This window comes from Enterobacter sp. SA197, assembly GCF_054131575.1.
In genome coordinates this window covers 2,079,799-2,092,429 of the sequence record NZ_CP096393.1, presented here as the reverse complement: position 1 = coordinate 2,092,429, position 12,631 = coordinate 2,079,799, and the positions used below count along the sequence as shown (strand labels likewise).

Annotated in this window: 13 protein-coding genes; 3 read left to right on the top strand and 10 right to left on the bottom strand. The window is 53.6% G+C overall.

Features of this window, described 5'->3' with window-relative positions; all coding sequences use genetic code 11:
* Positions 1–46: 46 nt before the first annotated feature.
* Both M1D91_RS09625 and osmE read right to left on the bottom strand, forming a co-directional pair.
* Entirely contained in the window at positions 47–364 is a 318-nt protein-coding gene (locus tag M1D91_RS09625) for a PTS sugar transporter subunit IIB (RefSeq protein WP_437430377.1), read from the bottom strand.
* A gap of 272 nt (positions 365–636) precedes the next feature.
* Positions 637–978: an osmotically-inducible lipoprotein OsmE gene (osmE, locus tag M1D91_RS09620; protein WP_437430376.1), complete on the bottom strand. Its 342-nt coding sequence runs from the start codon at positions 976–978 to the stop codon at positions 637–639.
* A gap of 251 nt (positions 979–1,229) precedes the next feature.
* Between osmE and nadE the strand changes: the two genes are divergently transcribed.
* Entirely contained in the window at positions 1,230–2,060 is an 831-nt protein-coding gene (gene nadE, locus M1D91_RS09615; RefSeq protein WP_437430375.1) for an ammonia-dependent NAD(+) synthetase, read from the top strand.
* Positions 2,061–2,130: 70 nt separating this feature from the next.
* Here nadE and M1D91_RS09610 read toward each other — a convergent pair whose 3' ends face one another.
* Positions 2,131–2,391, bottom strand: coding sequence for a DUF2534 family protein (locus tag M1D91_RS09610; RefSeq protein ID WP_437430374.1), 261 nt, complete (start codon positions 2,389–2,391; stop codon positions 2,131–2,133).
* A 251-nt stretch (positions 2,392–2,642) separates the two neighbouring features.
* On the opposite strand from M1D91_RS09610, the gene cho reads away from it, so the two are divergent.
* On the top strand, positions 2,643–3,506 hold the full coding sequence (cho, locus tag M1D91_RS09605; protein WP_437430373.1) for an excinuclease Cho: 864 nt from the start codon (positions 2,643–2,645) through the stop codon (positions 3,504–3,506).
* Here the strand turns inward: cho and ves are convergent.
* The 7 genes from ves to M1D91_RS09570 form a co-directional block, all read right to left on the bottom strand.
* Entirely contained in the window at positions 3,503–4,060 is a 558-nt protein-coding gene (gene ves / locus M1D91_RS09600) for an environmental stress-induced protein Ves (RefSeq protein WP_437430372.1), read from the bottom strand. The genes cho and ves overlap by 4 nt on opposite strands.
* Before the next feature lie 316 nt (positions 4,061–4,376).
* Positions 4,377–4,847, bottom strand: coding sequence for an ATP-independent periplasmic protein-refolding chaperone Spy (gene spy / locus M1D91_RS09595; RefSeq protein WP_437430371.1), 471 nt, complete (start codon positions 4,845–4,847; stop codon positions 4,377–4,379).
* Positions 4,848–5,156: 309 nt separating this feature from the next.
* Positions 5,157–6,122: a succinylglutamate desuccinylase gene (astE, locus tag M1D91_RS09590; protein ID WP_437430370.1), complete on the bottom strand. Its 966-nt coding sequence runs from the start codon at positions 6,120–6,122 to the stop codon at positions 5,157–5,159.
* Between the two features lie 11 nt (positions 6,123–6,133).
* On the bottom strand, positions 6,134–7,459 hold the full coding sequence (astB, locus tag M1D91_RS09585) for an N-succinylarginine dihydrolase (RefSeq protein ID WP_437430369.1): 1,326 nt from the start codon (positions 7,457–7,459) through the stop codon (positions 6,134–6,136).
* Positions 7,456–8,934, bottom strand: coding sequence for a succinylglutamate-semialdehyde dehydrogenase (gene astD, locus M1D91_RS09580; RefSeq protein ID WP_437430368.1), 1,479 nt, complete (start codon positions 8,932–8,934; stop codon positions 7,456–7,458). Before astD ends, astB begins: the two co-directional genes overlap by 4 nt.
* Entirely contained in the window at positions 8,931–9,965 is a 1,035-nt protein-coding gene (gene astA / locus M1D91_RS09575; RefSeq protein ID WP_437430367.1) for an arginine N-succinyltransferase, read from the bottom strand. The genes astD and astA overlap by 4 nt, the downstream gene beginning before the upstream one ends.
* A complete protein-coding gene (locus M1D91_RS09570; RefSeq protein ID WP_437430366.1) occupies positions 9,962–11,182 on the bottom strand; it encodes an aspartate aminotransferase family protein in 1,221 nt (406 codons plus the stop codon). The genes astA and M1D91_RS09570 overlap by 4 nt, the downstream gene beginning before the upstream one ends.
* A gap of 634 nt (positions 11,183–11,816) precedes the next feature.
* Here M1D91_RS09570 and xthA point away from each other — a divergent pair.
* Positions 11,817–12,626, top strand: a complete 810-nt coding sequence (xthA, locus tag M1D91_RS09565) for an exodeoxyribonuclease III (RefSeq protein ID WP_437430365.1) — start codon at positions 11,817–11,819, stop codon at positions 12,624–12,626.
* The last annotated feature ends 5 nt before the right edge of the window (positions 12,627–12,631 follow it).

Sequence of the window (12,631 nt, the reverse complement as noted above, 5' to 3'; positions counted from 1 at the left end):
TTGCGGCAGTCATGTGTGAAATAACTCTTTGACGGGAAAATAACTACTAAATGGCCGCTTTTTTAATGGCAGCAACAGCACTTTTAAGTACGGCCAGACCATCGTTCTTGCCGTAGAGCACCGAATCTATAACTTCCACGGGTTTAGTGGGAAGAAGGCGTTGAATTTCCGGAAGCAGGTAAGCAATTTGTGGCCCCAGAAGCACCACGTCGGCATGAGGGCCCTTTTCTGCGGCCAGCGTCTCCGGGAAAGCATCGATAATCACCGGGACATCGTATTTTTCAGCCTGAGCTCGCATTTTTGTCACCAGCAGCGACGTCGACATCCCTGCTGAGCAGAATAAGTAGATGCGCTTTTTATCCATGAGAAACCTCTTGTGTGTGACCTTCGCCAGCGGTAAAAAAACGGCGACTGGCATGAAATGTGATATCGATTGGTTGATATCGTTACGAGGGTTTCAGTATACGTCGTCGGTATATGACGGGATAATTCGCCACAAACCTCGATTGTCTCTCCTTGACCAGGCATGATGATTCCCTTCACATTCCAGCTAAATAATTCGCGTCGATAAAAAAGTGAGGGGCACAAAAAAACCGCCCGCAGGCGGTTTTCGTTAACTCAGGCAAGAAGTCGAAATTATTTCTTCGCAGCCTGCGGATCGGTATCGTATTCCGCACAAGTCTGATAACCCGAATTCATTACGTGACCAGTTTCATCCAGCGCAACGAAGTAGGTTTCGGTCTTACCATCACGCTGGCCCAGGATATAGGTCTGGCAAGTCCCGCGTGCATGAATCATTGATACTTCTGACGACGGACGACCAGCAATCTGGTTTACCTGCTGACGCGTCATGCCTTTCTTGATGTCCTTCACCACCGGCGTAGTGAACTGATCTTTGGTACGATCGTAAGCCGTACAGCCCGCCAACATCGTCAGAACCGCCGCTGCACCTAACATTCCTGCAATATTCTTTTTCATATTCCTTCCTCTTGTTATCCGCTTCTGTATCAGCGCGTTATCTAAGCCTGGAATATAAAATTACATTTTTCAACTCTGGTTCAGGTTCGGCATAACTTTCGGAAAATTCTAATAAAATTGAGATATGCTGCTAAAACGTCGTAAATTGCGCCACTCGAAAGCGCGCACCTTGTCGTTTTAGGGCTTAGGGTTTAAGTTGACCTTATCAATACTATTGTCACTGTTAACAGGTTTACTTACGGAGGGGTTCAATGACTCTGCAACAAGAGATTATTCAGGCACTGGGTGTCAAACCGACCATCCAGCCAGAAGAAGAAGTACGCCGTAGTATCGATTTTCTGAAAACCTATCTGCAAACCTACCCCTTTATAAAAACGCTGGTGTTGGGGATTAGCGGCGGTCAGGACTCTACGCTGGCAGGCAAAATCAGCCAGTTGGCCATCACTGAACTGCGCGAGGAGACCGGCGATAATAGCTACCAGTTTATCGCTGTTCGTTTACCGCATGGGGTGCAGGCTGACGAACAAGATTGCCAGGACGCAATCGCCTATATTCAGCCCGACCGGGTTCTGACCGTTAATATCAAAGCCGCCGTGCTCGCCAGTGAACAGGCATTACGTGACGCAGGCATTGAGCTTAGCGATTTTGTTCGCGGCAACGAAAAAGCGCGCGAGCGCATGAAAGCGCAGTACAGCATCGCCGGTATGACCAAAGGCGTAGTTATCGGCACCGATCATGCCGCAGAGGCGGTTACCGGCTTCTTTACCAAATATGGTGATGGTGGCACTGATATTAACCCTCTGTTCCGACTGAACAAGCGCCAGGGTAGACAGTGCCTCGCATTTCTGGACTGTCCGGAGCATCTGTACAACAAAGCGCCAACTGCCGATCTTGAAGACGATCGCCCCTCCCTGCCGGACGAAGCCGCGCTGGGGGTCACCTACGACAACATTGATGATTATCTGGAAGGCAAAACGCTGGATGCCGGAACGGCGCACATCATTGAAGGCTGGTATGTGAAAACGGAACACAAACGTCGGCCACCCATTACGGTTTTTGATGATTTCTGGAAAAAACAGTAAATATTCAGGCGGCATTTGCCGCCTTTTTTATCAGGTCGCGTGAGTGCCGTTGGTCTCACCCGCGTGCAGTTTATCCCCGATCGTCTTTTGGCCCCAGGAAGTAGAATCCAAAGGGGAGCGAACCGATAACAGTAAACATGATGCTGTAGATGGCAGCCCACGCCCCCTGAATAATAAACAGCGAAACGCTCCACTGCTCCATAGGCAGATTGTACTGATCCTCTACCCCCTGAAAGGTAACGCTGGATATAACAGACACGGCTATCGTGAACACAACCGCGACCGCAATAAGAAATTTTTTCCCCTCAGGGGTGCGTAATATTTTTAGCATGCAGGCCTCCTTTAGATAAACCAGACGTTGAATGTCTCCGTGCCATGTTAACCGCAGACGGGCGTAACGCGCAGATATTTACACCAGCCTGCGAGCCTGGCAACGGTTTACTGGCAGCCTGTCTTTACACGCCAGAGGATAAGGCGACGCTCATCACCTCACCCTGACCGCAGGCAGGCAGTAAAAACAGCCTCTTTTTTGTGCAAAAAGAGTCTGCTACACTGTACAGGTAACCAGTATCAGGAGTGACAGTGAGCAGGCGTCAATCTGCCCCGCGTCTGGAATTCGAAGCGGCGGCCATCTACGAATACCCCGAACATCTTCGCCCGTGGCTTGAGGCATTACCCAAACAGCCGGGCGTCTACTTCTTTCATGGCGACAGCGATGCTATGCCGTTGTACATCGGCAAAAGCGTCAATATTCGCAGCCGCGTGTTGTCGCACCTGCGAACGCCGGATGAAGCCGCCATGTTGCGCCAGTCGAGGCGGATTACCTGGATTTGCACTGCCGGTGAGCTGGGCGCCTTGTTGCTGGAAGCCCGTCTTATCAAAGAGCAGCAACCGCTGTTCAATAAACGGCTGCGTCGCAATCGCCAGTTATGTTCGCTGTTGCTACGAGGCGGTAAACCGCAGGTGGTTTACGCGCGTGAAGTGGATTTCTCTTGCGAACCGGGGCTGTTTGGTCTGTTTGCCAATCGCCGCGCCGCCTTACAAACCCTCCAGTCCATCGCCGACGAAGAAAAACTTTGCTACGGCCTGTTAGGACTTGAGTCTCTGACCCGTGGCCGGGGGTGTTTTCGCTCAGCTCTGAAACGCTGCGCGGGAGCCTGTTGTGGTAAAGAGTCGCCTGAAGCGCATGACGCCCGTTTTCTTGCCGCAATGGAACGCATGCAGCTGGTATGCTGGCCGTGGAAAGGCGCGGTAGGATTACGCGAAACCGGCGGTGCAATGACCCAATACCATATCATTCACAACTGGCTCTGGTTAGGGGCGGTCGACACGCTGGAGGAGGCGGCAGCGCTTATCCGCACCCCAGGCGGTTTCGATCAGGATGGTTACAAGATTTTATGTAAGCCGATGATGTCAGGCGTGTATGACATCATCGAGCTAAATTAGTGACCCGGAAGCCAGTTGATCTCGCTGAACAGCAACTGGCCTTCTGATTTCAGCAAACGCACCGTATGACGCCCCTCATCCCAGCATGCCCCCTGGTCGGGCGTAAGCAACTTGTCACCCATTTGCCAGGCACCGCTCAGCACAAAAATCACCCCGCCCCGGGAGCCAAAAGTGGTAAAGGTGCGATCGGCGATACGAACATGTGCCTGACAGCGATCGCGACGTGTCATGATATTAAAATCCATCGACATCTGACCATCATGCAACTGGGCGCGCACATGCTGTTCACCAGCAAAGCTGAACGGCTGAAAGCGTTTTAGCGTATGGCAAAAGGCGGTGCCTGCATCCAGTGTAATTTCTCCGCCTTCGATTAAGGTCATCACCCGGTCCACACCCGGGAATTGAGGAAAATCGCCATTGCTGGCCAGCGAAGCAATGCTGGCGCGCCAGCTAAAATCCCGTGTCGCCTCGGGGAAACAACAAATTTCACGGGTTTCGCCCGCACCATTACGCCAGAGATTGACCGGCATTTTGCGGATATCAAAGAATTCCATTGTCACTCCTGAAAGGCGCAGAAACCTTCTGCGCCGCTGCTTCTGCAGGCAGCGTGCATTGCTGTTTGCTATCACCCACCCTGCTGTAAACGCGTTATCGGCAGGGAAAAGGCATTTCCTTAATCATGTCGCGAGTCGACATGTAAAAAAATATTAACGTTTAAATAGCTAGAAAATACGTTGAAGACTGGCTTAAGGAGAATACCGCGCTGGGGGCGGCTGACAAGAGGGGAGCGAAAGAAAAAACCGCCGGGTCTGGCCACAACGCTAAGGCGTGCTGTGGACAGGTCCGGCGGTCTTGATAAGGGCTGCGGAGTTACTCGGCAGATTCAGGCATTTTACCTTCCGGGGCCGCGCGTTCTGTCAGACGCTTCTCAAAATTGGCATTAAACTGCTTTTTCTGTTCCGGCGTTAACACATTGTAAATCTTGTTCTGTGTTTCCAGATGCGCCAGCATATGGGCCTTACGCTGCTCATCCATTTTGGCAATCTGCGCTTCAGCTTTTGCTTTGTCGAAGGTATCGCTGGCAATCAGTTCGTGCATGCTGCGGCGATCCTGTTGCATCTTCTCGCGCTCCGTTTTTCTGATTTCGCGGATTTGCTCTTTTTGCGCATCAGTCAGGTTCAGCCCCTGGAACATCATGTCATGGTGAGGACCTCGTGGGCCTTTATGGTGCATCATTGGCTTGCTGTCTGTGGCCGTGGCAGCCGTATCTGCAGCATGAGCGATATTCGCTGCGCCAAACGCCAGGGTAGAAGCAACAAACAGAGCGGTCAGTTTACGCATAATGTGATTCCTTATATTCATGTTTATTTATGCGGCGAGTGCCGGATTAACGATATTCACTTTAGCCCCTTCAGCGTCAATAAATTAGAGCATCAGTAAAACAATGAAAGTGTAAAAAACATTTTTTCGCCGATTGTGGAGGAAATATGAATAAATCATGGAGAGTGGAAAATAAAATACACAAATCGATGATTTTAAAAGGAATGATGGAGATTCTAAATCAATATCGATTATAAATAAATCAATTTACCAGGATTAATCTGCACTTGCCGAAGAAATAATTTAGCCCCGGTCATCCGGGGCATTACCTTAATTGATACGTTCCAGCAAGAGACCCGCTCTCATCCCTCGCGCTACATTTGGATTTGGAAAAAGAATGTATTCCTGTTCCCGCTGCACAACATAACGCTCGCCACTGTCTTCGGCCAACAGCGTGCCCTGCCCAATCGCCGTGAAGTTTGGCGTCTCGGGCGAGAGATGCAGGACAAACGCCTCAGTATGCCGTGTAAGTTGCTGTACCACGCGGTAACGAAGCGCAGGTGACTCACGCTCTGGTAGTGTATCGCCGCCAATCAGTGCCGCCAGCGCCTCGGCCGTACGCGAAAACTGGCTCAGATCGTTGGCCCCAAACGGCAGTGCTTTGCCCAGCTCAAGGGTACAGGCCTGCCCGCCGAACTGTTCACAGGTGTAATGGGTGAAAGTGCCGGCAGGTGTCTGATGAAAGACCAGCGCTTCCAGACCGGCATCCTCCAGCCACTGAAGAAACCGTTCATCCCAGGGTTCCGGGCGTGCTGGTAAGACTCCGAATCGCACATGTAATGATTCCCGGATGGCCGTATGCATATCCAGATGCCAGCGCTCCTCATCGCTTTCACTAAAAAAATGGGTCACGGCACGTTCCAGTTGTGCGGCACGTATCGTTTCATCACTGGCGGCAAACTGCTGCCAGCGCCCGCCAAACATGCGATTAAGATCGCTATGCTGATAACGCTTATTGCGTGCCAGCGCCTGCGGATTACCGATAATCACCAGTAACCGCCAGCGCAGCTTTAGGGTCCCGTTCAGCAGCCTCTCCAGCAGGGCATCCACCATTTCAACAGGAGCGGTCTCGTTACCGTGAACAGCACATGAGAGAACCAGAGCGCGTTGTGCTGGCTCGGCGGGAATGAGTTCCAGTATCCCCTGCTCGTGCCATAACCAATGGAATCCTGCCGCTTCGCCTGCGGTTTTACGCGGCATATCACCCGACAGTGTCATTGCAAGAAAATTATCCATAAGACCTCCGGTTATAACTGGAAGGGATACACGGAACCCAGCCGCAAGATCCGGGTCAGGGCATCCAGTGCTTCCCGCCCTTCGCGTAACAGCAAAGGATCCGCCAGATCCGACTGCCGCAACTGGTCCCGATAGTAGCGGTCAATCCAGTTATTCAGTGCATGGAAGAGATCTTCATTCAGGATAACCGCCGGGTTTACCGCCTGCAGTTCCGCCTCAGTGAGCACCACTCTCAGACGTAAACACGCCGGGCCGCCCCCGTTAGCCATGCTCTCCCTTAAATCAAACACCTTGAGCTCGCTAACAGGATTCTCCTGCTCCAGCAGTTTACACAGGTAACGCCACACGCCAGGGTGGTCATGGGACTCCTGAGGCAGCACCAGTATCATGCTGCCATCATCCCGGCTGAGTAGCTGGCTATTGAAGAGGTAGGTTTGTACCGCATCGGCGACCGAAACCTCTGCATTCGGCACTTCAAGGGCCATAAATCCGGGCACCCGCGCACGCAAATTTGCCAGTAAGCCGGATTGCTGCACAAAAGCATGTTGATGGCAAAAGAGCAACTGATGGTTAGAGACAGCAATGACGTCATTGTGAAATACGCCCTGATCGATGACCGCCGGGTTTTGCATGGCAAAGACGGCCTGACGGGGATTAACCTGATTTAGCCGCGCGACGGCCTGGCTGGCTTCCAGCGTCTGACGTGCGGGATAGCGCGCCGGTGCCGTGCTTCCCCCCTCTTCCCGGCCATAGACAAACATCTGAACACCCGGTTCACCGTACTGACCGCCAAACCGGTTATGGTTTGCCGCCCCTTCATCCCCCAGCATCGCCACCTGCGGCAACGCGGCATGTACGGCAAAGGTATTTTCATCACGAAATATCGCCCGCAGTACTGCTTCGGTCGTGGGCGCTTCAATCGCACGATGAAACTTGTTGTTCAGGTTAGCCACGGTCAGATGCACTTTCCCGTCCAGCGAATCCGCGGAAGGGCAGACGGTTGCCGCGTTGGCGACCCACATTGCGGAAGCGGAGCTGACGGCGGAAAGTAGACGCGGGGCCTGCGTTGCCACTCGCCCGATTATCTGCTCATCGCTTCCGCTGAAGCCTAACTGGCGTAAAACAGGCAGATGCGGGCGCTCCTGGGGCGGGATCACCGCCTGCGCAAAACCGGCGTCGGAGAGCGCTTTCATTTTCAGCAGGCCCTGTCTGGCCGCCAGTCGTGGATTAGAAAGTCGATCCCGGTGTTTCGTCGATGCCTCATTACCAAACGACAGCCCGGCATAGTGATGCGTCGGTCCCACCAGACCGTCAAAATTGACCTCCCGCGCTTTCATCGTTCGTTCTCCGACGTAAAATCAAGCCCTGGGCTGAGCGTTGTCGGTAGCACCAGATCTGGCGTCTCCAGGCTTGCCATCGGCCATGCGCAATAGTCTGCCGCATACCAGGCACTGGGGCGATGGTTGCCGGAGGCCCCTGTTCCGCCAAAGGGTGCGGTGCTGGCGGCACCGGTTAGCGGTTTATTCCAGTTTACAATTCCCGCCCGTGCTTCAAGCAGCAGTTGTTCAAAACGTGCCCGGTCCGGGGAGATCAGCCCGCAGGCAAGCCCATAGCGCGTCTCGTTTGCGCGTGCTATTGCGTCATCAAAATCGTCATACCGCCAGACGCAAAGTAAAGGTCCGAACACCTCTTCATCAGGTACATCGCTGACCCCGGTCGTATCAATAATGCCAGGCGTTAGCAGTGAGGTGCCGGCCTCTACTAAACGCGGCTCCAGTAAGGTTTTCCCGCCTCGGTTCACATGCGCCTGCCAGGCTTCATGGACGTGCAGGGCTGCCTGCTCGGAAATTAAGCCTCCCAAAAACGGCTGGGGGTCGGCATTCCAGTTTCCGGGGGTCAGTCTGGCTGATAATGCCGTCAGGCGGGCAAGAAAGGCATCTCCGGCCTCCCCCCGTTTGACCAGTAACCGACGTGCGCAGGTACACCGCTGCCCGGCTGTGATAAAGGCGGACTGTATAGTCAGGTGTACCGCCGCGTCGATGTCAGCAGGATCATCCACGATCAGGGGATTATTCCCCCCCATCTCCAGCGCGAGAATTTTTTCCGGCTGCCCCGCCAGCTGGCGATGCAGCTGGTATCCCGTTGCGGCACTGCCGGTGAACAGTAAACCATCCAGACCCGGCAGAGTGCTCAGTGCCTGACCGGTCTCCCGCCCGCCCTGTACCAGGTTGATGACGCCTGCGGGCAGACCCGCTTGCTCCCATAATTTCATCACGCTTTCGCCGGTCCAGGGGGTTAACTCGCTCGGCTTGAAGATGAGCGTGTTACCGGCAAGCAGTGCGGGGATAATGTGTCCATTGGGCAGATGGCCTGGAAAATTGTAGGGGCCAAACACGGCGAGTACGCCATGAGGACGGTGGCGCAGGGTAGCCGCTCCGTCCGGCATCTCGGTGTGATGCGCCCCGGTGCGGGCATGATATGCCTTCACCGAGATGGCCGCTTTGTTGATCATCGCCGCCACTTCGGTGGCCGCCTCCCAACGAGGTTTGCCGGTTTCGCGCGCAATCACTTCGCCAAGAGCGGCTTTGTTGGTTTCCAGTAACGCTGCAAATTTCTCAACAATACGTTGGCGCTGGGTAAACTCGCCTTTTGCCCATGTCGGGAATGCCGCACGGGCCGCCTGATACGCGGCCGCAACCTGGTCAGCGTCGGCATCGCACCCATGCCACAACACCTCTTGAGTTACGGGGTTAGTTTTGACCCGCTGCCCGCCCTGGCCGGCAACCCATTCGCCATTGATCCATTGGTTCATGATTTTTTCTCCTCGGCGCACAGGCGCACCAGACGTACGAAGTCGCCAGCTCTGCATTGCAGGGCGTCACATTGCGCGGCGTTCAGTACCAGCCGCTCGGTATGGGGATCCACATGAATAAGCATGGCCCTGAACTGGTGGTACTGCTCGTTGGATACGAGGCAGGCAGGCCATTCACCGGCAGCACAATCTCCTTCGACCACTTCGACAAGGCGACTTTTACGAACCGCCCTGACGCTGTCGATATCGCATTCAAGCGTTGGGCCACCGTCAAAGATGTCAACATAGTTACAATAGCGGAACCCCTCTTTTTCGAGGACGGCTCGGGCGGGAGCGGTTTGTGGATGGACCTGACCAATCACCGCCTGCGCATCGGCAGAGAGAAAATCGGTATAAATAGGATGTTTAGGCATCAACTCGGCGATAAAGGCCTTTTGTCCGGTCCCGCAAAGGTAATCTGCACGGCTGAATTCCATCGAGAAAAAACGTTTACCGAGGCTGTCCCAGAAAGGTGAAAAACCGGTTTCATCGATAACGCCGCGCATTTCTGCGACTACCTTTTCATTAAAGCGATCGCGAAATGCAGCCATGAAGAGAAAGCGGGATTTTGAAAGCAGATAGCCGTTGCCCTCTTTGCGCCACGCCGGATCCAGAAAAAGCGTACATAACTCACTGCTGCCAGTGTGATCGTTACTTAAAAAGAGCGTGGGTAACGCGTTGTAAACATTCAGCTCCTTCGAGGCGTGGACAAGTGTGCCGACCCGGTAGTTGTACCAGGGTTCGTTAAGTCCTACAGCCACTTCGATGGCGCATATTCCTGCCACCTCCCCGGTGTCGGTAGACGTGAGCACAAACACGTACCCCTGATCGGCTTTTGGTAATTCACCGCGCCAGGTCTTTAATGCCCGCTCAATACGGTCAGAAAGGGTTGCCTCATCAACCGGCAAAGAGGTTAACCCTCCACCGGTCTTGCCTGCGAGCGCCATCAGTGCAGGCAAATCGCTGCGTTCAACAGGACGGATGACCATCATGATGTGCACCCCTTAAGGAAGGTGTCACAGGCCGTGGCGAAGCGGTCAAGACCACGGGAGATTTCATCCTGGGTAATATTCAGTGCTGGCGCGAAACGCACAACGTTGCCACCCGCAATCAGCACCATCACCCCTTCGGCGGCAGCAAGTTGAGAAATAGCTTTCGCTTTACCAGCATAGTCAGGGTGCAGTTCACAGCCGATAAGAAGGCCCATTCCGCGAATGTCGCGAAACAACTTCAGTTGGTTGTTCATCGCCTGCAACTGCTCGTTAAACCACTGGTTACGCTGTTTTACGCCGTCCAGCGTCTCGCGGGTGTTGACGATGCCCAGCACCGTGCCTGCCACCGCAGCGCCTAACGGGTTACCGCCCCAGGTGGTGCCGTGGGTGCCGACAGTCATTACGCTGGCGCAGTTTTCCGTGGCCAGCATGGCCGCTACCGGGAAGCCGCCACCGAGCGCTTTCGCCGTGCTCAGGACATCCGGCGTCACACCATAATGCATATAGGCGTAGAGTTCACCCGTGCGCCCGACGCCGGTTTGCACCTCATCAAAAATCAGCAGCGCATGATGCTGGTCGCACAGGTCACGTAATCCCTGCAAAAACGCCTTAGTCGCAGGGACGACGCCCCCTTCCCCCTGCATCGGCTCCACAATCACAGCACAGGTGCTGTCGCTGATAAGCGAGCGGGCCGACTCCAGGTCGTTGTAGATGGCGTGCTGTATATCCGGCGGCAGGGGGGCAAAATCCTGCGAATAGGCCGGTTGGCCTCCCGTGCTGACGGTAAAAAGGGTGCGACCATGAAATGCATTTTTAAAGGCCACAATACCGCTTTTATGGCTACCAAACTTATCGTGAGCATATTTACGGGCCAGTTTGAGCGCAGCTTCATTGGCCTCCGCTCCCGAGTTGCAGAAAAACACGCGCTCAGCAAAGGTCGCATCGATTAACTGCTTTGCCAGCCGCAGCGCGGGTTCGTTGGTGTAGCCGTTGCCGGTATGCCAGAACCGGGCGGCCTGATCGCTGAGTGCCTGACACAATGCCGGATGCGCATGCCCCAGGGCATTCACGGCAATCCCCCCGGCAAAATCGATATACTCCGTGCCCTGCTGATCCCACAAACGCGAGCCTTCACCACGTACGGGAATAAAAGGCGCTGGCGCGTAAACAGGCATCATCCATTCATCAAAATTTTCACGCGTAATTGAGTGAGACATAGCGACCTCTTCTTCCGGTAAATGGTTGGTTGTGGATTTGTTAATAAATATGAGCATTCACGCTGTAAATGTATATTGCACAGGACATGCCAGCTAGCGGTTAAAATGCATAAAAGGAGCGTAATAGCTAAATATCAACAGGTTACGATCTCATTTTATGCATTTAAAATGCATAAAAATTGCATAATTGAAGTCGGGAGTGATTAACAGCCGCGGAAAAGAGCAAATTTATGCATCAGAAAAATTAATTGTGGAAGTGTGATCATCAGCGAAATTAATATTGCGGCCCTGCATCGATCTGGAGCAGGCTGCCCATTTTGGGTGCGGTTTGCGGTTAGCCGGGCATCAAAGGTTCAGATGGCAAGGGTACGTGCCTGCTCAGTTAAATGGTCATAAAAACCAAAGACCGGACAGCATTATGCGTAATAAATGACTTGCAGGTTCGTTTGCCCTGAGGCGATGTGCGTGAACAGGCGGGAGCGATATTCGTATTCGACATATTCAGTAAATTAATTTTTAACGCCAACCATCTACTAACCCGTGGTGATACCACCGGCACGGACAACACACAGGCATTTTTTTTCCTTTTCTGCTAACATCCCCGCCACATTCTTTCTGCATTCTGGCGGCGACCATGAAATTTGTCTCTTTTAATATCAACGGCCTGCGAGCCCGTCCTCATCAACTTGAAGCGATAGTCGAGCAGCATCAACCTGATGTCATTGGCCTGCAGGAGACGAAAGTCCACGACGATATGTTCCCGCTCGAAGAGGTAGCCAGGCTCGGCTATAACGTCTTCTATCACGGGCAAAAAGGGCATTATGGAGTGGCATTGTTGACCAAGGCCACGCCGGTTTCCGTGCGTCGTGGGTTTCCGGAGGATGACGAAGGAGCCCAGCGTCGAATCATCATGGCGGAGATCCCCTCCCCGCTGGGAAATATTACTGTCATTAATGGTTACTTCCCCCAGGGGGAAAGTCGCGACCATCCGGTGAAATTTCCGGCTAAAGAGAAGTTTTACCAGAACCTGCAACACTATCTGGAAACAGAGCTGAAAAAAGAGAATCCGGTGCTGATCATGGGTGACGTTAATATCAGCCCCACTGATTTGGATATCGGCATCGGCGAAGAGAGCCGCAAACGCTGGCTGCGTACCGGCAAATGCTCCTTCCTGCCGGAGGAGCGTGAATGGATGGACCGACTGCTCAATTGGGGTCTGGTGGACACCTGGCGCGCGGCTAACCCGGACAATAACGAACGCTTCTCATGGTTCGACTACCGCTCCAGAGGCTTTGACGATAACCGCGGCCTGCGTATAGACGTACTACTGGCCAGTGGGCCGCTGGCAGAACGTTGCATTGAAACCGGTATTGACTACGACATCCGTGGTATGGAAAAACCCTCTGACCATGCGCCGGTGTGGGCGACATTCAAGGTCGAGTAATCCCC